18 protein-coding genes, 1 other RNA gene and 1 pseudogene are annotated in these 18,166 nt (G+C 54.1%); 17 read left to right on the top strand and 3 right to left on the bottom strand.

Going from position 1 to position 18,166, the window contains the following annotated elements; genetic code table 11:
- Nucleotides 1-78 precede the first annotated feature (78 nt).
- Together smpB and ssrA are read left to right on the top strand one after the other, a co-directional pair.
- Complete coding sequence (gene smpB, locus GJ1_RS15140) at nucleotides 79-546, top strand: SsrA-binding protein SmpB (protein WP_011232513.1); 468 nt, start codon at nucleotides 79-81, stop codon at nucleotides 544-546.
- Between the two features lie 97 nt (nucleotides 547-643).
- Nucleotides 644-995, top strand: a transfer-messenger RNA (tmRNA) gene (ssrA, locus tag GJ1_RS15135).
- Nucleotides 996-1,449: 454 nt separating this feature from the next.
- On the opposite strand, the gene GJ1_RS15130 is transcribed toward ssrA, so the two are convergent.
- Nucleotides 1,450-1,878, bottom strand: coding sequence for a DUF6114 domain-containing protein (locus GJ1_RS15130; protein ID WP_066234160.1), 429 nt, complete (start codon nucleotides 1,876-1,878; stop codon nucleotides 1,450-1,452).
- A gap of 17 nt (nucleotides 1,879-1,895) precedes the next feature.
- On the bottom strand, nucleotides 1,896-2,486 hold the full coding sequence (locus GJ1_RS15125) for a DUF6230 family protein (protein WP_066234157.1): 591 nt from the start codon (nucleotides 2,484-2,486) through the stop codon (nucleotides 1,896-1,898).
- A gap of 228 nt (nucleotides 2,487-2,714) precedes the next feature.
- Here GJ1_RS15125 and GJ1_RS15120 point away from each other — a divergent pair, with 228 nt between their 5' ends.
- Nucleotides 2,715-3,890: a helix-turn-helix domain-containing protein gene (locus tag GJ1_RS15120; RefSeq protein ID WP_066234154.1), complete on the top strand. Its 1,176-nt coding sequence runs from the start codon at nucleotides 2,715-2,717 to the stop codon at nucleotides 3,888-3,890.
- A gap of 6 nt (nucleotides 3,891-3,896) precedes the next feature.
- Nucleotides 3,897-4,376, top strand: a pseudogene (locus GJ1_RS15115) (manganese catalase family protein); the annotation flags it as partial.
- A 60-nt stretch (nucleotides 4,377-4,436) separates the two neighbouring features.
- Here the strand turns inward: GJ1_RS15115 and GJ1_RS15110 are convergent.
- Complete coding sequence (locus tag GJ1_RS15110) at nucleotides 4,437-5,345, bottom strand: LysR family transcriptional regulator (RefSeq protein WP_066234150.1); 909 nt, start codon at nucleotides 5,343-5,345, stop codon at nucleotides 4,437-4,439.
- 181 nt (nucleotides 5,346-5,526) lie between these two features.
- Here GJ1_RS15110 and hpaB point away from each other — a divergent pair, with 181 nt between their 5' ends.
- The 13 genes from hpaB (at nucleotide 5,527) to GJ1_RS15045 (ending at nucleotide 18,156) form a co-directional block, all read left to right on the top strand.
- Nucleotides 5,527-7,005, top strand: coding sequence for a 4-hydroxyphenylacetate 3-monooxygenase, oxygenase component (gene hpaB / locus GJ1_RS15105; protein WP_066234147.1), 1,479 nt, complete (start codon nucleotides 5,527-5,529; stop codon nucleotides 7,003-7,005).
- Nucleotides 7,006-7,076: 71 nt separating this feature from the next.
- On the top strand, nucleotides 7,077-8,060 hold the full coding sequence (gene hpaD / locus GJ1_RS15100; RefSeq protein ID WP_066234167.1) for a 3,4-dihydroxyphenylacetate 2,3-dioxygenase: 984 nt from the start codon (nucleotides 7,077-7,079) through the stop codon (nucleotides 8,058-8,060).
- A gap of 220 nt (nucleotides 8,061-8,280) precedes the next feature.
- Nucleotides 8,281-9,210: a 2,4-dihydroxyhept-2-ene-1,7-dioic acid aldolase gene (hpaI, locus tag GJ1_RS15095; RefSeq protein WP_066234144.1), complete on the top strand. Its 930-nt coding sequence runs from the start codon at nucleotides 8,281-8,283 to the stop codon at nucleotides 9,208-9,210.
- A 38-nt stretch (nucleotides 9,211-9,248) separates the two neighbouring features.
- Nucleotides 9,249-10,028 carry a fumarylacetoacetate hydrolase family protein gene (locus tag GJ1_RS15090; protein WP_066234140.1) on the top strand — a complete coding sequence of 260 codons (780 nt, stop codon included), beginning with the start codon at nucleotides 9,249-9,251 and terminating at the stop codon, nucleotides 10,026-10,028.
- Nucleotides 10,025-10,765: a fumarylacetoacetate hydrolase family protein gene (locus GJ1_RS15085; protein ID WP_083510023.1), complete on the top strand. Its 741-nt coding sequence runs from the start codon at nucleotides 10,025-10,027 to the stop codon at nucleotides 10,763-10,765. Before GJ1_RS15090 ends, GJ1_RS15085 begins: the two co-directional genes overlap by 4 nt.
- Nucleotides 10,766-10,782: 17 nt before the next feature.
- Nucleotides 10,783-11,175 carry a 5-carboxymethyl-2-hydroxymuconate Delta-isomerase gene (locus tag GJ1_RS15080; protein WP_066234137.1) on the top strand — a complete coding sequence of 131 codons (393 nt, stop codon included), beginning with the start codon at nucleotides 10,783-10,785 and terminating at the stop codon, nucleotides 11,173-11,175.
- A gap of 13 nt (nucleotides 11,176-11,188) precedes the next feature.
- Nucleotides 11,189-12,700, top strand: coding sequence for a 5-carboxymethyl-2-hydroxymuconate semialdehyde dehydrogenase (gene hpaE / locus GJ1_RS15075; RefSeq protein WP_066234134.1), 1,512 nt, complete (start codon nucleotides 11,189-11,191; stop codon nucleotides 12,698-12,700).
- A 39-nt stretch (nucleotides 12,701-12,739) separates the two neighbouring features.
- On the top strand, nucleotides 12,740-13,387 hold the full coding sequence (locus GJ1_RS15070) for a GntR family transcriptional regulator (RefSeq protein WP_066234131.1): 648 nt from the start codon (nucleotides 12,740-12,742) through the stop codon (nucleotides 13,385-13,387).
- Nucleotides 13,388-13,465: 78 nt separating this feature from the next.
- Nucleotides 13,466-14,638, top strand: coding sequence for an ABC transporter substrate-binding protein (locus tag GJ1_RS15065; RefSeq protein ID WP_066234128.1), 1,173 nt, complete (start codon nucleotides 13,466-13,468; stop codon nucleotides 14,636-14,638).
- A gap of 61 nt (nucleotides 14,639-14,699) precedes the next feature.
- Nucleotides 14,700-15,581: a branched-chain amino acid ABC transporter permease gene (locus GJ1_RS15060; RefSeq protein ID WP_066234126.1), complete on the top strand. Its 882-nt coding sequence runs from the start codon at nucleotides 14,700-14,702 to the stop codon at nucleotides 15,579-15,581.
- 18 nt (nucleotides 15,582-15,599) lie between these two features.
- Nucleotides 15,600-16,664, top strand: coding sequence for a branched-chain amino acid ABC transporter permease (locus GJ1_RS15055; protein WP_083510024.1), 1,065 nt, complete (start codon nucleotides 15,600-15,602; stop codon nucleotides 16,662-16,664).
- Nucleotides 16,661-17,437: an ABC transporter ATP-binding protein gene (locus tag GJ1_RS15050; RefSeq protein WP_066234121.1), complete on the top strand. Its 777-nt coding sequence runs from the start codon at nucleotides 16,661-16,663 to the stop codon at nucleotides 17,435-17,437. Before GJ1_RS15055 ends, GJ1_RS15050 begins: the two co-directional genes overlap by 4 nt.
- Nucleotides 17,431-18,156, top strand: coding sequence for an ABC transporter ATP-binding protein (locus GJ1_RS15045; protein ID WP_066234117.1), 726 nt, complete (start codon nucleotides 17,431-17,433; stop codon nucleotides 18,154-18,156). The genes GJ1_RS15050 and GJ1_RS15045 overlap by 7 nt, the downstream gene beginning before the upstream one ends.
- The last annotated feature ends 10 nt before the right edge of the window (nucleotides 18,157-18,166 follow it).

The raw sequence follows: 18,166 nt of genomic DNA, 5'->3' as shown, positions 1-18,166 counted from the left end.
CAAGCCGAACAGGCGGCTTTTCCTTCTTTTTCGTTTTTGGTAAAATAAGAAACGCTACGATGAGGAGGGAGAAAACGGATGCCCAAAGGCGAAGGAAAAGTGATCGCCCAAAACAAAAAAGCGCACCACGACTATTTCATCGAAGAAACGTATGAAGCCGGCCTTGTGCTGCAAGGGACGGAAATCAAATCGATCCGCAACGGCCGGGTGAACTTGAAAGATTCGTTCGCCAAAGTGGAAAAAGGGGAAGTGTTTCTCCATAACATGCATATCAGCCCGTATGAACAAGGCAACCGCTACAACCATGACCCGCTGCGGACGAGAAAGCTCCTTTTGCACCGCCGCGAAATCAACAAGCTGATCGGCTACACGAAAGAGCAAGGGTATACGCTCGTGCCGCTGAAATTGTACATTAAAAACGGCTTTGCCAAAGTGGAGCTCGGGGTGGCCAAAGGGAAGAAAAAATACGACAAACGGGAAGACATGAAGCGGAGAGAAGCGCAGCGCGAAATCGAACGCGCCTTCCGCGAGCGGCAAAAACTGTAGAAAACATTTCCGTTGAAAATATGCAAAGCCATGCTATAATAAGAATTGCAACAGCCAGTTATCCGATGCTTAAGCTGTTCCGATCTCTTCGCACCGCGGGGACGATCCGGATTCGACAGGGGTAGGTCGAGCTTAAGCGGCGAGCCGAGGGGGACGTCCTCGTAAAAACGTCACCTAAAGATAACTGGCAAACAAAACTACGCTTTAGCTGCCTAATTGCTGCAGCTAGCTCCTCCCGCCATCGCCCGCGTGGCGTTCGAGGGGCTCATATGGAGCGGGCTACGCCCAAATCCGCCGCCTGAGGATGAGGGAAGAGACGAATCAGGCTAGCCGCCGGGAGGCCTGTCGGTAGGCGGAACGGACGGCGAAGCGAAATATACCGACTACGCTCGTAGATGCTTAAGTGGCGATGCCTCTGGACGTGGGTTCGACTCCCACCGTCTCCATTTCCAACATCCGAACAGTTCGGATCGAAAATCGCAAAACCGTCGATGCGACCGCAATGGCGGTCGTTTTTATTTTTGCGGGAGCTTAAATGTGGCTTCCATGCCTGGCCATTTCCTTGCAGTGAACCATCGTTGGTTGCCCTATCGCCTGCCGTCCGAAAGGTGCTTCCGTGAATCTCGCACAGCGCGTGTCAGAAGGGAGACTTAACGATACATAGATGGTGAAAAAATGCATTTCGCTTCCATCGATCTTGCCGAAGAACCGGCAAACTGCGGGTTTCGTTCTCCAGCCTTCTAAGGTGATGATGCATACAGGTATATGTGTGCAGTTTGTCTGCTATGGCTTCCTGATCGCGAAAAAATAGACAAAAGGGCAAGGGGCTCATAGGGAGGTTCGTGCAAGGAGGGAGAAAAAGAAGGCCGAACGAGTGAGGATTCGCCTCGTCCGGCCTGTTTTTTAGTCAGCCGCCGCAGCGGACGGTTCTTTGTCCGCGGCTGCCTCGCTATGCGCCATCGGCGCGTCGGCTTCGGCCCATTGCGGCCGCCAGGCGATGCAAAGCGCCCCGCCGATGATGCCGAGAATCGTGCCGACCAAGAAGCCGCCCAAGGCGCCCATAATCGATAAAATCGCGCTGAACATGCCGATGATGCCGAGCAATGTTGACAGACGCGGCATGGCGTACGAGAGAATGGCCATTAACATCACCATGCCGCCAAGGAAAAAACCGGAAAAGACCATGCTTCCAGGGACGAGTGAAATTTCGTACAGCTGCATCGGAATCCATAAAATGACAAGGCTTGACAGCAAGAGAAACGTTGCTCCCCAAAACGGGCGCCGTCTGCGCCAGCGCCCGAACGCCTGCCAACAGGAACGAATCGCATTCAATGGTTCTCATCCCTTTGTTAATTCAATTTTTCGAAATAGACTTTCATGCCAGGGAGAGTGACTTTTTGTTGGAACAAGTAAACCGTTTTCAAATCTCCGTTTTCGATCGTAATGTTGTCGGCCCCTTGGGTGAACTCTTTGGCGGCTTTTTCGACCGGATTGCTCACATCGCCGACATAGCTTTCTTTCATCGTCAAGCTGCCGAAGGAGATGTTGCCGTTAATTTGCGTCGCTTTTTGCACGAGCCCGTCGATCGACACTGGCTCGCTGGCTACAATGATGACCCGGATGCCGAGCGCTGGAAAATCTTTTGAAATCCGAAGGCCTTGAATCGTCGCTTTTTCGATTTCGTTGACAAATACGGGTGTTTGCGGTGCATTTCCAGCTTCTGCGACTCCGCCGTACATTTTAAACCCGGTGCCGTTCAGCTTGTCGAACTGAACGGTAAATTCGCCGACTCCACTGATCGGCACGGCATAGGCGACGCCTGTCAGCCCAAAGATAGACAGCAAAGCGCCAAGAAACAAAAACCCTCCCAACAATGCGGCGAGCAATGGCTTTTTCGCCGTGCGCCCCCCAATGATGACCGGTTTTGTTGCCATTTCCATGGCGTTTCTCCTCCCCCTTTTTTTGAATGATAAGCGCTGTAAGCGCTTTAGTAAATCTGTTTAAATTTTATGACAATTATGCATTCCATTAAATCCCTATGTTTGTCGGATTTTTTAAGTGCTCTTGGACAAACGTGACGGGCAAAAGAAGGAATTGACCGAGCGAATTAAGAAAGTAGATGATCAAAGTAGTCGATAACTAGCGGGGATGCGGGGGGGAGGATGGGCATGTCGAAGGAATTAAACGATCATTTGCTTCGTTTGCTGCGGGAGGCGGCGGACATCTTGCACATGTATGAGGTGGAATTGGATCGGGAATGGAAGCGGATTGGTGAAGCGCTTGGCAAGCGGAATGCGCGGGTTCAAGATGTGTTTTCCACGCTGTGCGCATTCGTTCAAGCAAGATTGTTGCCGTATGGGGGCGGGCATTCAGCCGATGGGCATTTGGAGCGCATCGCGGCGTTTCATCCGGAGATGATCATCTTTTCTCTGAATTTAATGGAAAATACGGTTCATCAAGTGTTGAAGGCGCATGCGTCAGCGGCCGCTGCGCTGCACCCTGCGGTGCGGTATTTGTTTTTCAAATGGAATGAATGGCTGCTGTATGAAGTGAATGAACAATCATTCAAAAGCGGCGATCGTTCTTCGTGGAAGAAGGAATCCTTGTGGAAAGATGCCGTCATTTTGTTCAACGAATGGATTTTGCGGGCGCAGACGTTCGAGGAATCGGCAGCGCATATTTGTTTTGGTTTTTCCTATTTTCTCCCCTTCAGCCGATGCGCTCTGTTTCAATTTGTCAATCAGGAAAGCATGGCCATCGGTCTGTGCGGACATGGCGTAGACAACGAGCAAATCCAGCGTTTGCGCGTGGAATTGGACAGCATTCCGATGTTGAAAGAAAGCGTGGGGAAATTGAAAGCGGAAGTGCATGAATTTCGCCATTTTCGTCCGATTTACGTGCCGAGGGCGAGCGAACAGTTTCCGCGTCTTTATGTGGATCCGTTCGGTCTGGCCTCGCTCGTGATCGTTCCGGTGTATGTGCCGACAGAGGGGCGGATGATTGGCGGCGTCGTTCTCGACCGTGGACCGGGCCGCTTCTTTGCCGTTGACCGCCGTTTGTTTCCGGCATTGATGAAGTTTGGCCAAAGCGCGGGGGAGCTGCTGCTGAAATGGATCGAGGCGCCCAAAAAAGAAGTGGGAGCGATGGTTGAATCGTTGTCGCCGAGAGAAATCGAGGTGTTGAAGCTGCTCGCGGACGGAGCCTCGACATTGGAAGCGGCCTGTCAGCTTTATTTGAGCGAATTTACGGTGCGCGACTACATTTCCAGCGCCTTAAGGAAACTCAACGCCAAAAACCGGACGGAAGCGGTGGCGAAGGCGTTTCGTTTGGGCGTGATTGGATAGTTTGCCATTTTGGATTTGCTGCATAACTTTTTCCTCGAATGCGGAGCGCGCACGCATAAAATGCGCGTCTATGAGACGACAGACCATCCGGTGGCCCGTGAGATGATCGGCTACTTGCTTGTGCGCGGGGGCGTCCATATTTTGGCGTACGCCAAAGCGCTTACAGTTGCGACCGGCGTCGATGTGACGAAACTGCTGCCGATCCCGAAGTTGGATAACCGTGTGTTCGACGAGGCGAGAAAGTATGAGGATCAAGGCGTCCATCGCCGACTCTATACATTCAGCGACCGATATTACAAAGAGATCGTCCGCATTTGGCAAGGAACCCATCCAAGCGATGGGCAGCCGCTTGAGGTGGACGAAGGAGCGCCCCAAGGAGGGCCCATTCCTGATTTGCCGGAAGTGCCCGAAGAATTCTCTCCTGGCATCTCGGCGGAAGACTTTTTCGAAATCGCCAAGCGGCTGCAGCGGTCGGCCGGCTTATAAGCATTTGGGCGCAACGTTGCGCCTCTTTTTTTGGCGGGGCGACAGCAGACGTTCCTGCCATTAACGGAGCGAAGGAGGTTCGGCGCGGGTCACGGTCTTTTCAAGGATGTCCAAAAAATAATGGGCGCTTTTTGGCAAGTAGCGCTGCCGGTCGATGATGACAGCGGCCTCTGCGTTCATGGATGAGTCGATGATATCGAGCACACGGATGCCGGGCAGACAAAACAGCGCAACGGTCGACTGCGGCACGATCGTCGCACCGATGCCCTGCGCGACAAGGGAAAGCAAAATCGTGGCATCCGGGCACTCGCATAGGACGTTCGGTTCAAAGCCATGGCGGCGGCATTCCTCGATGACCCGCTCGTACTGTCCGGCGCCGTGCACCCGGTGGAGAAGGAGAAGCGGCCAATCAGCAAAATCGCGCATCGACAAGTAAGGTTTACTCAATGCCCAATGTTCCGGCAGGACGGCGATATAACGGTCGCTCGGCAGGCGGATCATCTCGTAATGAGCCGCATCCATCGGCAGGCGGACGATGCCGATGTCAATTTGCCGCTCTTGAAGGAGCTGGCAAATGGAAAACGTATCCCCTTCACGGAGATGAAAGGTCACGTTCGGAAACTGTTCGTGGAATCGACGGACCGCTTGGGCCAAATAATAAAAGCACGATTTGACGCAGCCGATCGACAGCGTTCCCGTCGCTCCCGCTTCGATTTCTTTCACTTCCGCTACGGCGTCGTCGAGCTGGCGCAGCAGTTGTTTCGCCTTTTCATAAAACGCTTTGCCCGGTGCGGTGAGCTCCATTTTTTTCGCCTTGCGGTCAAACAACGGAACGCCGAGCTCTTCTTCGAGCTGCTTCAGCTGCTGGCTGAGCGGCGGCTGGGCGATATGGAGCTTTTGCGCCGCTTTGGTGATTTGCCCCTCTTCGGCGATCGTGACGAAGTATTTCAGCTGTTTCACATCGATCATGGTAGAGTCTCCCCTTTTCGTTTAAATCAACCGACTGTTTGGCCTTCCATATGTTTTTCATATAGTATCGATGATGTTTTTTGTATTTTTCATATATGAAATCATATGTTATATTAATTTTGAACATTCAGAATAAAAGCGATTTCTTATTCCATTATACTTGAAAATAGGGGGAATTGGAATGCCGGCCAAGACAGGGAAACAGTATGTAGAGCGGCTCAAGCGGGCGAAAAGCAGCGTGTATATCCACGGGGAAAAGGTCGACGACGTTACCGTTCATCCCGCGTTCCGCAATGTCATTCGTTCGATGGCGGCGCTTTACGACCGGCAATATGAAAAGCCGGAGAAAATGTTGTACCGGTCGCCGACAACCGGGCAGCCGGTCGGCATGACGTTCATCCAGCCGACGACCATTGAGGAGCTGATCGCCCGCCGCGAAGCGACGCAGGAGTGGGCGCGTCTGTCGGCGGGAATGATGGGGCGCTCCCCTGATTATTTAAACGCGGAAGTGATGGCCATGGGGGTGGCGAATGATCTATTTGCCGAAGATGATCCGATGTTTGCCGAAAATGCAAAAAACTACTACGAATATGCGCGGGAAAACGACATCAGCTTGACGCACACGCTCATTCATCCGCAAATGAACCGCGCCAAGGCGCTTCATGAACAAAAAGATGCCGATGTGCCGCTCCATTTGGTGGAACGGCGAAAAGACGGGATCATTGTCAGCGGCATCCGCCTGTTGGCGACGCAAGGAGGGATTACGGACGAAATTTTAGTGTTTCCATCGACCGTGAAAAAATCAACGTCCAGCGAGGACCCATACGCGCTTGCCTTTGCGATTCCGAACAATACGCCAGGCGTCAAGTTCATCTGCCGCGAGGCGTTTGACTACGGGCGGAGCGCGTGGGACCACCCGCTTGCGGCCCGTTTTGAAGAGGGGGATGCGATCGTTTCTTTTGAAAACGTTTTCGTACCGTGGGAGCGCGTGTTTGTATGCGGCAATTCATCGATTTGCAACCGGACGTTCCGTGAGACGAACGCGGTCATTCATATGTCTCATCAAGTGGTGGCGAAAAACATTGTGAAAACGGAGTTTTTGCTTGGTGTCACGCTCTGTCTCATCGAAGCGATCGGCATCGGCGAGTTCCAGCATGTGAAGGATAAAGGAACGGAAATCATGCTCGTCCTCGAGACGATGAAGAGCCACCTGTACCGGGCTGAGCACAATGCGAAGCGAGACCGCTGGGGAACGATGACGCCGGATTTTGCTGCGCTCGATGCCGCGCGCAACTGGTATCCGCGCATTTATCCGCGGCTTTCGGAGATCATCCGCATTTTAGGGGCATCGGGTTTGATGGCCATCCCGACCGAAGCCGATTTCCACAACGAAGAAATTGGCGATATTGTCCGCCGGGCGATGCAAGGGGCGACGGTCGATGGCTATGAACGCGTCCAGCTGTTCCGGCTCGCTTGGGATCTCACCATGAGCGCGTTCGGAGCCCGGCAGACGCATTATGAATATTACTTTTTCGGCGATCCGGTGCGGATGGGGATGGCGTATTTTGACGGCTATGAAAAAGAGCCGTATAAACAGTTCGTGCGCGAATTTTTGTGCACAGCCAAAAGCGTGTTCATTCCTTCCGACAGCAAGTCGTGATGGTTCAATCAGCTGGAAATGACAGCAAGATCGGCATCGGCCGTTGGATTTTATAGAGGGGGAGAAAGATGATGTCATTTTCCATTATTCGCTGCGCCCGCGCGGTGCTGCATGTGACCGATTTGGCTGCCGCCCGCGATTTTTATGAACGGGTGCTTGGATTTGTTGTGACGGAAGCGGACGGAGAGCATTTATATTTGCGCGGATTGGAAGAGTATCATCACCATTGTTTGTTGCTGAAAAAGGCGCCCCGTCCGGCCGTGGAGGCGATCAGCTATAAAGTCGGTTCAGAGTCGGAATTGGAAGCGCTTTACGAATGGTTTGCCGCGCAACAGTTGAAGCCAAGATGGCTGGAAGCTGGGAGACAACGTGCCGTCGGCCGGGCGTTTCGCGTGCAAGATCCGTCCGGGCTGCCGCTGGAGTTTTTCGCCTATATGGAGAAAACGGAGCGGCTTTTGCAGCGGTATGACTTGTATCGCGGCGCCCGCGTGCAGCGCATCGATCATTTCAATTGCGCGGTGACCGATGTCCAGAAAGCATACGACTTTTATGTTCATGGCTTACGTTTTGCCTGCTCGGAGTATACGGAAACAGAAGATGGAAAGCTGTGGGCCGCATGGCTGCACCGGAAGCAAAACGTCCACGATTTGGCGCTGATGAATGGGAAAGGGCCTCGTCTTCATCATATCGGTTTTTGGCTGCCTGACCCGCTCAGTTTGATTCATGCCTGCGATGTGCTGGCGGCGGCCGGATATGCAGCCAGCATTGAGCGCGGGCCGGGCCGGCACGGATTGTCAAACGCCTTTTTTGTCTACTTGCGCGATCCGGATGGCCACCGAATCGAATTGTATAACGGCGATTACTTGACGAGCGATCCGGATTTTCCACCGATTCGCTGGGATTTGGACGACCCGCGCCGGCAAACGTTCTGGGGGCATGCGGCGCCGGACAGCTGGTTTGAAGAGGCGTCTGTTGTTCTCGACGTCCACAGCGGCCAGTTGATAGAAGTGAGCGAACCGACATTGGCGAGGCGGAAACCGACTTTCCTTATTTAGAAGGCTGGTGATTTAACGGGACATACGACTCAACAGGATGTTTCTCAAATTGAAAAACCTTGTAACATCTGTTCCTCTCTTCGCTGGATTAGGGAAAATGGCTGTTTTTCACCGGCTTTCTAGACAAAAATGATATACTATTTTATCGTTGATTTCATATATGATTTTATGTACAATATAGTTAAGATTCAGAAAAATCGAGTCAATAGGAGGCAAGGGGATGGCATACCGCGAGGCGAAAGAACGGTTGCGCGGCTCGATCGCGCCGGTCGTCACGCCGTTTGATGAGGAAGGAAACGTTGATTTTGCGGCGTTGACCGCGCTCATCGATTGGCATATTGAAAGCGGCACGCACGGCATTTCCGTCACTGGAACGTCGGGAGAGCCGAGCTCGCTGACGCTTGAAGAGCGAAAACAGGTGATGGAAACGGCGAAACAAGCGGTGGCGGGTCGGGTGCCGTTCGTGCCGGGGACAGGGTCGACGAACCATGCGGAAACGATCGAGCTGACCAAATTTGCGCAAGAGATTGGGGCCGATGCCGCGATGGTCATCGTCCCGTATTACAACCGTCCGTCCCAGCAGGCGCTGTATAAACATTTTAAGGCGGTGGCCGAGGCGGTCGATATCCCGATCATCGTCTACAACATTCCGGGGCGGACGGCGGTCAATTTGGAAGTGAAGACGTTAGCGCGGCTGGCCGAGGATTGTCCGAACATTATCGGCGTGAAAGAGTCGAACAAAGACTTTGAGCATGTCAACCGGGTGTTGTGGCATTGCGGGCGCGATTTCCTTCTCTTTTCCGGCATCGAGCTATTGTGCTATCCGATGTTGGCGATCGGCGGCGCCGGATCGATCAGCGCGACGGCGAACGTCGTGCCGCATAAAGTGGCCGAGCTGCACGACGCTTGGTTTGCCGGCGATGTCAAACGGGCGCAAGATCTTCATTTTGAACTGATGGAGCTCAATGATGTGCTGTTCATTGAAACGAATCCAGGTCCGGTGAAAGCGGCGCTCGGGATGATGGGAAAAATCACCCCGAAGCTCCGCTTGCCGCTCGATTTGCCAAGCGAAGAGCATCAGCAGCAAATCCGCCGCACGCTCGTCAAATACGGACTGCTGGCAGAAGCGGCGCCGCAGCAAATGAAATAAAACAGGCGCATGCAACAAACCGCTAGGGAGGAGAAGTGATGGTGAACGTGCGGTTGCGCTTGGCCGGCATGCGGCAGGCGCTCGAGGCGGAAGTGGAGCCAAACAGCGGGACGGTGGCCTTCGGCGGGCGGACGTACCGCGTCGACGAATTGGAGTGGGACGCGCCCATTGCCGGGGCGATGTACGGGGTGGCGCTGAATGATTTGGAGGAATGGGCGGCGCTGTCAAAAGAGATGACTGCCCCGCCGTATGAGAAGCCGCCGGAAGGTCCGGTGCTGTATATGAAGCCGGCGAACACCATCAACGCCCATCGGCGGGCGGTGCTTCTGCCTCCTGGTGTGAAGCAGCTTCAGGCGGCTCCAGCGCTCGGGCTGGTGATCGGGCGGACGGCGGCGCGCGTGCGGCGCGAGCAGGCGCTTGATTACGTATTCGGCTATACGATCGTCAATGATCTCTCGATTCCGCACAAACAGCGTTATCGCCCGGCAGTGAAGGAGCAGGCGCGCGACGGGTTCGCCCCCATCGGCCCGTGGATCGTGCCGAAAGAGGAAGCTGCGCCGCTGTCATCATTGACCGCGCGCGTATACGTCAACGGGCGCCTCGTCCAACGTGCAGACCCGAGCCGCTTCCGCCTTCCAGTCGAACAATGGCTCGCTGAGGTGAGCGAATTTATGACGCTTGATCCGGGCGATGTGCTGTTTTTCAGCTGGCCGGCCGATGCGCCGCTCGTTGCGGCGGGAGATGTGGTGCGCATCGAAATCGAAGGGATCGGTGTGTTGGAAAATAAAATCGCCCCGGAACAAGGAGGCGATGAATGATGAAGCGGGCGCGTGTGGCATGGAACGGGACGGTGACCGAAGCCGAACCGCTCGACGATGGCCGCCTCCGCCTGCCGGACGGAACGATCGTCGGGGAGCTTGAAGTGATGTGGCTTCCCCCGGTTGAGCCGTGTACGATCGTGGCGCTTGGATTGAATTATGCCGATCATGCCGGCGAACTGTCGTTTGCCGCGCCGAAAGAGCCGCTTTTATTTTTCAAAGGGAAAAACACGCTCATCGGCCATCGCGGCCGAACCGTTCGCCCGGACGGGGTCAACATGATGCATTATGAATGCGAGCTCGCCGTTGTCATCGGCCGCCCGGCCCGTCGGGTGAAAGCGGAACAGGCGTACGACTACATTTTGGGTTACACGATTGCCAACGATTATGCCGTTCGCGACTACTTGGAAAATTACTACCGGCCGAATTTCCGCGTCAAAAACCGCGACCGGGCGACGCCGCTCGGCCCGTGGATCGTCAGCCATGAGGAAGTCGGCGATCCGATGGCGCTTCGTTTGCGGACGTATGTCAATGGGACGGTTGTGCAGGAAGGATATACGGGCGATATGATTTTTTCCATCCCGTATTTGCTTGAGTACATCACCGAATTCATGACGCTCGCGCCTGGCGACGTGATTTTGACCGGCACGCCGAAAGGGGCGGTGAACGTCCAGCCCGGCGATGAGGTCGTGGCTGAAATCGAACGCATCGGCCGGTTGACCAATTCCATCGTCTAGCCAAAGGAGGGGGAACGATGCCGCACTTTATTTTGGAATACACGGCCAATCTCGGCGAAGAGGCCAATATTCGCGGTTTGCTTGAAAAAGTTCACCGCGTGTTGATCGAGCGGAGCGATTGGTTTCCAGTCGGCGGCATCCGCTCCCGGGCCATTCGGCTTGACGAGTACTATGTCGCCGACGGCGCCGAAGACGATGCGTTTGTGCACGGGACGCTGAAAATCGGCGCCGGGCGCCCGGAACAGGTGAAAAAAGCGGTCGGCGATGAGCTGTTTGCCGTGATGAAAGATCATTTCGCCCCGCTGTTTGCCAAGCGCTATTTGGCGCTGTCGCTCGAGCTATATGAGTTCAGTGAAGCGGGGACGTATAAGCACAACAATATTCATGCGCGTTATCGGACGCAGCGGTGATGGAGGGAAATGAATGGCGACACAACCAAAGGTGCTTCATTATATCAACGGGCGGTTTGTCGAAAGCGTGTCCGGCTCGTGTTTCGACAATCTTAACCCGTTTACGAATGCGACAATCAACCAGGTGTCCGAAGGGCGGAAAGAAGACATCGATGCGGCGGTCCGGGCGGCGAAGGAGGCGTTTGATCATGGCTCGTGGCGGACGATGCCGGTGGAACAACGGCTTCGCTATCTCTTTCGCATTGCCGACTTGATTGAAAAATATGCGGATGACATCGCCTACCTAGAGGCGCTTGACACCGGCATTCCGATCAGCCAGGCGAAAAAGCAAGCCGCCCGCGCGGCGGAAAACTTCCGCTTCTACGCAGAAATGGTGAAAACGCGCCTTGTCGGCGAGGCGTACCATGTGAATGGGCAGTTTTTAAACTATACGGTCTATAAACCAGTCGGCGTCGCCGGGCTCATTACGCCATGGAACACGCCGTTTATGCTCGAGACGTGGAAAGTCGCCCCGGCGCTCGCCACCGGCAACACCGTCGTCTTGAAGCCGGCGGAATGGTCGCCGTTGACGGCCAATAAACTCGCGGAAATCATCGATGAAGCCGGTCTGCCTGATGGGGTGTTCAATGTCGTGCACGGGTTTGGCGAAACGGCGGGCGCCGCGCTTGTCGCCCACCCGGATGTGCGCCTCATCTCTTTTACTGGAGAGACGACGACCGGCATGGAAATTATCCGCAACAGCGCCGCGACGTTGAAAAAAACATCGATGGAGCTTGGCGGCAAGTCGCCGCTCATCGTGTTCGCCGATGCGGATCTCGAACGGGCGCTCGACGCGGCGGTTTGGGGGGTGTTTTCATTAAATGGCGAACGGTGCACGGCCAACTCGCGGCTGCTGCTCGAACAGTCGATTTATGACGAATTTGTGGCCCGGCTGAAAGAGCGCGTCGACCGCATCGTCATCGGCGATCCAATGAATCCAGCGACCGAGCTTGGCCCGCTCATTCACCGCGCTCACTGGGAGCGGGTGAACCGCTATATTGACATCGCCAAGCAAGAAGGGGCGGACGTCTATGCCCCCAGCGTTCCGACAGGGTTGGAAAAAGGCAATTTTGTGCCGCCAACGTTGCTGCTTGGTTGCCATAACGGCATGAGGGTGGCGCAGGAAGAAATTTTCGGCCCGGTGATGGCGGTCATGTCGTTTGTGAATGAAGAAGAGGCGATCCGGCTGGCGAACGATGTGAAATACGGTTTGGCCGCGTATGTATGGACGAACGATATGAAGCGCGGCCACCGCGTCGCTCAAGCGATCGAAAGCGGGATGGCGTGGGTCAACTCGCCGAACGTCCGCGATTTGCGCATCCCGTTTGGCGGGACGAAATACAGCGGCATCGGCCGCGAAGGCGGGCATTACAGCTTTGATTTCTATACGGAAGTGCAAGTCGTCCACGTCGCGGTCGGCGACCCACCGATTCCCGCGTTCGGCAAGGGAGAGAAAACGACCGCCTTGTCTGCCGAACAGAAATAACAGTTGGTCAACATATATTATCTAGTATATGATAAACGTATGGGAACAAAAGCAAAAAACAAAACACAGTTGGCGTATGAGTATATTCTTTCTCGCATCGAAAGCGGTGCCTATGGCCCGGGATACCGCGTTGTCATCGATCAAATCGCCCGCGAGCTTGGACTCAGCAGCATCCCGGTGCGCGAAGCGATCCGTCAGCTTGAGGCAGAAGGATTAGTCGAGTTTAAGCCGTATGCAGGCGCTGTCGTCAGCACCATTAACGAGAAAGAATATGTAGAAACGTTATCCGTGTTGGCCGTCTTAGAAGGCTATGCGACTGCGCTTGGCTCCACCAATTTAACGAAGGAGGCGATCGACGAGCTTGAGCGGTTGAACGAACGAATGGAGCGGGCGCTTGAAGAGCTGGAGCTTGAACGGTTCAGCGAGCTGAACTACGAGTTTCATTCCTTGATTTACGCCCATTGCGGCAATGCATATCTCGAGGAGCAAATCAAGCAAATTTGGCAGCGGATGAAGCGCATCCGCGTGTACGGATTCACGTTTGTCCCGCAGCGGGCAAAAGCCTCGATCGAAGAGCATCGAGAGATCATCCGCCTGCTGCGGGAACAGGCGCCGCCGCATGAAATTGAGCAATACGTCCGTCAACATAAAATAAACACCGCCGAAGCGTTTAAGCGGCGGCGCTGATCTTCTTCCGCCGGGTGAAGGCCTGGCGGAAGAACAACAATTTGAAAGCGCTGTCAATATAAAAGGGGGAACAAAATAATGAAAAAGAGAATGTCTCTGTTCATGGCGGCATTGCTGTTCCTTTTCCTTGCCGCCTGTGGAAAGACATCGACATCTGGGAATGGAGAGGATGAGATCAAAGTCGGCGCCATTTTCTCGGCTTCCGGAGGGGCGGCCCCGCTTGGCAAACCGGAGATGGAGACCGTCAAGATGCTGGTGAAGCAATGGAACGATCAAGGCGGCATTGATGGAAAGAAAATCAAGCTGATTGCCTACGATGACAAGTCCAACCAAAACGAAGCGGTGTTATCCACGAAAAAACTGATCGAGCAAGACAAAGTGACAGCAATTATCGGCGGCACGATCAGCGGCAACTCTTTAGCCATGATTCCACTCATTGAAAAAGCAGGCATTCCGTACATTTCCCTCGCCGCAAGCAAACAAATTGTCAACCCAAGCGACGGATCCCCGCGTCATTGGACATTTAAAACAGCCCAGGGAGACGATATCGTCATCAAGAAACTGCTCGGCTTTTTGAAGGAAAAAGGATGGACGAACGTCGCCTGGCTCAATGTAGCCAATGCCTACGGAACGAGCGGACATGAAGAGTTTGCGCATTATGCTCCGGAATATGGCGTAAAGGCCGTCATCGAAGAGGAGTTTGAAGCGACGGTCGATGATGCGAAAGCCATGTTGACAAGAGTGAAAAAAGCGAATCCGCAAGCCATTATCGTTTGGGGAACGGCGCAAGAATCGGCGGTCGTAACAAAAAATATCCGTCAGTTGGGCATTGATGTGCCGATTGTTGAAAGCCACGGCATTGGCACAAAAAGTTTTATCGATCTAGCCGGTGATGCGGCCAACGGCGTCATTTTCCCGGTCGGGCGCATTTTAGTGGCCGACCAGCTTTCGGACAGCGATCCGCAAAAAGAAACGTTGTTAAAATACAAAGAAGACTTTGAAAAAGCGTACGGTTATGAGCCGACCACGTTTGGCGGACATGCGTGGGATGCGTTTCACCTGTTGGCCAATGCGATGAAAGAGGCGGGAACTGATAAAGAAAAAATACGGTCAGCGTTGGAGAATACGAAAAAGTTTATCGGCATCTCGGGCGTATTCCATATGTCAAAAGACAACCATACGGGGCTTGATGCCGACAGTTTAGTGATGGTGCAAATTCAAGACGGGAAGTTTGTGCTTGCCGAGCAGTAAAAAGGGAATTAGACCGCTAATTCCCTTTTGTTTCACTTAACTGCTGAAGGAGGGATGGGAAATGGAGGCGTGGAGCCAGTTTGTCCAGCTGTTGTTTTCCGGGCTGACGGTCGGCAGCATTTACGCGTTGGTGGCGCTCGGATTTGTCATTACGTACAGCGTGACCGGCATTTTGAACTTGGCTCAAGGCGATTTTGCCATGTTAGGCGCGCTTTTTTGCATCACATTCGTCAACAGCGGCGTGCCATTTGTGCTCGCGATAGGGCTAAGCATTATGGCGGTGATGGCGATCGGCGGGCTGTTTGAACGTCTGGCCATTCAGCCAGCGCGCCGTTCGTCTGTCGCTGTGCTCATTATTATTACGATCGGCGTCTCGTTTGTGTTTCGGGGGATTGCTTTGCTCGTTTGGGGGACTGACCCTTATGCGTTGCGCCCGTTTACCGGAAATGAGGCGCTGCGCATGTTTGGCGCGGTCATCCAATGGCAAAGCGTTTGGGCGATTGCCATCTCGGTCGTCAGTTTCATTGCGTTGCATTTATTCTTTAACCGGACATATCTCGGCAAAGCAGTGAGCGCTTGTGTCATCAATCCGTTTGCGGCTCGTTTGATGGGTATTGACATCCGGAAAATGTCGCTTGGGGCGATTGCCGTCAGCGCCGGCCTTGGGGCTCTGGCAGGAATAATCATCGCTCCGATTTCCGGCGCCTCGTATGATATGGGGATGATGATTGGGCTGAAGGCGTTCATCGCCGCCGTTGTCGGGGGATTGACTAACGCTCCGGCCGCGATTGCTGGCGCGTTTCTTGTCGGCATGCTCGAATCGTTCGCCGAAGGCTATTTGTCTTCCGGATATAAAGAAGCGATCAGCTTTGGATTGTTGCTGCTCGTGCTGTTTTTCATGCCGAATGGTTTATTTGCCAAGATGACAGGAAAACGGGTATAAGGGGGGCGGTGAATGGGAATGGAGCAGTACAGACGAATGGTGGATAGGCGGAAACAATGGCTTTTGCTTGCCGGCGCAGCCGTCTGGCTCGGTCTCCCTTGGCTTGTCTTCGGCAATAATTATGTATTAAGCACGCTCATTCTCATCGGGCTGTATGCGCTGGTGAGCACAGGGATGACGTTGTTGATGGGGTATGCTGGACAAATTTCGCTTGGCCAGGCCGCCTTTTATGGAATCGGCGCCTATGCGTCCGCTTATTTGACAGCGCATGCGGGATGGTCGCCTTGGCTGGCACTGGCGGCCGGTGCGGTATTGGCCGCTTTGGTGGCGCTTGTTGTCGGCATTCCGGTGTTCCGGCTGCGCGAACATTATTTGGCGTTGGCGACGCTGGGGTTTGGCGTCATTATGTTTACGTTCTTTAAAGAATGGAAAGGGATCACGGGGGGATTGAACGGCTTTTTTGGCATTCCCACGATCCGTATAGGCGGATTTTCGTTGCAAAGCGATCTCCATTTTTACTACCTCGTTTCGTTGTTTGTTCTTGCCGGGTTATGGTTTGCCCATAATATTGTCCGCTCCCGAGTTGGAAGAGCGCTGCGGGCGATTCATGGAAGCGAGGTGGCAGCAAGCTCCCTTGGAGTGAACATTACCAAATACAAGCTGCAAATCTTTATGCTCAGCGCCGTGTACGCCTCGATTGCCGGAAGCCTATACGCCCATTATGTTACCTTTATCAATCCGGACTTATTCGGCATCGTTCCTTCGATTTACTTTTTGATTATGGTGGTGATCGGTGGGTCGGCCCATGTGTGGGGCGGGCTCATCGGCGCGGCCGTCTATGTTTGTTTAGGAGAATGGCTCAAAGCCGTTGTTCCGCTGTTGCTTCCAAATGCCGGCGGCGAATTTGAAATCGTCTTTTTTGGCTTGTTGCTCGTGGTGATGTTGATTTACATGCCGAACGGGCTGACGGGTGTCGTGGCAAAGGGGATGAGTAAGATTTTGGAAATGAGCAGGCATCAAAAGAAACAGGTGGCACCAACCGAAAATCATAACGCGCGTTCGATCGGAGGGGAGCGGGGATGAGCGCAGTTTTGCTCGAAGTGGAGCAATTGTCCAAGTCATTTGGCGGCGTTCAGGCGGTGCAAAACGTGTCCTTCCACGTAAAAAAAGAAGAAATCGTCGCGGTGATCGGGCCGAACGGGGCAGGCAAAACCACCTTGTTCAATATGATCAGCGGCATTATTCCGCCGACTAGTGGTCTCGTTCGCTTCCAAGGAGCTGTAGTCACTGGAAAAAAGCCGCATGAGCTGGCGACGCTTGGAATGACAAGGACGTTTCAAAACTTGCAGCTGTTTTCTGATATGACCGTAGTGGAAAACGTCATGGTCGGATTCCATCCACGTTTGAAAAGCGGAATCCTCAGCGCCGGTTTTCGGCTGCCGCGTACGGTGAAAGAAGAGAACGAGGCGCGGGAACAGGCGTTTTCTTGCCTCGAGCAGGTCGGTTTGGTTCATCTCGCTTGGAAGCGGGCGGGCACGCTGCCGTATGGGATGCAGCGGCTCGTGGAAATTGCCCGGGCGGCCGTGTCCCGCCCTTCGCTCATTTTGCTTGATGAGCCGATGGCCGGGCTGAATCCGCAAGAATCAAAGCAGCTCGTTGATGTGTTGCTGGCGATGAGAGAACAAGGATTTACCTTTTTGTTCGTTGAGCATGATATGGAAACAGTCATGTCGATCGCCGACCGGATCGTCGTCCTCGATTACGGCAAAAAAATAGCGGAAGGATCGCCGGGAGAGATCGCGCGGCACCCGGACGTCATTAAGGCGTATTTAGGAGAGGAGGCGGCTCGATGCTGACGCTTCGCAACGTCCATGTATACCATGGCCATTTGCACGTGTTAAAAGGAATCGATCTGCAAGTGGGGGAAGGAAAAATCGTTGCTGTTGTCGGCGCCAACGGGGCGGGCAAAAGCACCTTGCTCGGCACGATTGCTGGCGTTTACGCTCCAAAGGAAGGAGAGATGGTGTTTGAACATGAGCCGCTCCCATACGGAAAGGTGGAGCAAATCGTTGAAAAGGGCATTTGCCTTGTTCCGGAGAGGCGGCAAATTTTTGACAGCCTGTCGGTAAAGGACAACTTGCTGCTAGGAGCCTACCGACGCCATCGCCGCGACGGATTGGAAGTGAAGCGCGACTATGAGCGGGTGCTGGAACTGTTCCCAAAACTGCAAACGATGCTCGACCGCCCGGGAGGATTATTAAGCGGCGGCGAGCAGCAAATGCTGGCGATCGCCCGCGGGCTGATGGCGAGACCAAAGCTGCTGATGCTCGATGAACCATCGTTAGGGCTGGCGCCGCTCGTCGTGAAAGAAATGATGGAACTGCTGACACAGCTCTGCGACCAATTTCACACGGCCATTATTCTTGTTGAGCAAAACGTGCGTGCCGCGCTGCAGACAGCGGATGAGGCGTATGTGCTGGAGCGGGGAAGCATCGTGGTGCACGGGAAGGCCACCGAGCTGCTCGCCGATGAACGGGTGGCAGAGGCGTACCTTGGAGCGGCGGGCCGCCGATGACAGCCGTATG

Origin of the sequence: Geobacillus jurassicus NBRC 107829, from assembly GCF_001544315.1 — a bacterium.
Taxonomy (GTDB): domain Bacteria; phylum Bacillota; class Bacilli; order Bacillales; family Anoxybacillaceae; genus Geobacillus; species Geobacillus jurassicus.
This window is presented reverse-complemented; position numbering and strand designations above follow the sequence as displayed.

Bases quoted from the DNA above. Each gene is read 5' to 3' on its own strand.
- GJ1_RS15085 (WP_083510023.1), top strand. From the start codon at position 10,025: ATGATGAAGCGGGCGCGTGTGGCATGGAACGGGACGGTGACCGAAGCC.
- GJ1_RS15120 (WP_066234154.1), top strand. From the start codon at position 2,715: ATGTCGAAGGAATTAAACGATCATTTGCTTCGTTTGCTGCGGGAGGCG.
- hpaE (WP_066234134.1), top strand. From the start codon at position 11,189: ATGGCGACACAACCAAAGGTGCTTCATTATATCAACGGGCGGTTTGTC.
- hpaD (WP_066234167.1), top strand. From the start codon at position 7,077: ATGTCATTTTCCATTATTCGCTGCGCCCGCGCGGTGCTGCATGTGACC.
- GJ1_RS15050 (WP_066234121.1), top strand. From the start codon at position 16,661: ATGAGCGCAGTTTTGCTCGAAGTGGAGCAATTGTCCAAGTCATTTGGC.
- GJ1_RS15090 (WP_066234140.1), top strand. From the start codon at position 9,249: ATGGTGAACGTGCGGTTGCGCTTGGCCGGCATGCGGCAGGCGCTCGAG.
- hpaB (WP_066234147.1), top strand. From the start codon at position 5,527: ATGCCGGCCAAGACAGGGAAACAGTATGTAGAGCGGCTCAAGCGGGCG.
- GJ1_RS15080 (WP_066234137.1), top strand. From the start codon at position 10,783: ATGCCGCACTTTATTTTGGAATACACGGCCAATCTCGGCGAAGAGGCC.
- GJ1_RS15060 (WP_066234126.1), top strand. From the start codon at position 14,700: ATGGAGGCGTGGAGCCAGTTTGTCCAGCTGTTGTTTTCCGGGCTGACG.
- GJ1_RS15110 (WP_066234150.1), bottom strand. From the start codon at position 5,345: ATGATCGATGTGAAACAGCTGAAATACTTCGTCACGATCGCCGAAGAG.
- hpaI (WP_066234144.1), top strand. From the start codon at position 8,281: ATGGCATACCGCGAGGCGAAAGAACGGTTGCGCGGCTCGATCGCGCCG.
- smpB (WP_011232513.1), top strand. From the start codon at position 79: ATGCCCAAAGGCGAAGGAAAAGTGATCGCCCAAAACAAAAAAGCGCAC.
- GJ1_RS15055 (WP_083510024.1), top strand. From the start codon at position 15,600: ATGGAGCAGTACAGACGAATGGTGGATAGGCGGAAACAATGGCTTTTG.
- GJ1_RS15065 (WP_066234128.1), top strand. From the start codon at position 13,466: ATGAAAAAGAGAATGTCTCTGTTCATGGCGGCATTGCTGTTCCTTTTC.
- GJ1_RS15045 (WP_066234117.1), top strand. From the start codon at position 17,431: ATGCTGACGCTTCGCAACGTCCATGTATACCATGGCCATTTGCACGTG.
- GJ1_RS15125 (WP_066234157.1), bottom strand. From the start codon at position 2,486: ATGGAAATGGCAACAAAACCGGTCATCATTGGGGGGCGCACGGCGAAA.
- GJ1_RS15070 (WP_066234131.1), top strand. From the start codon at position 12,740: ATGGGAACAAAAGCAAAAAACAAAACACAGTTGGCGTATGAGTATATT.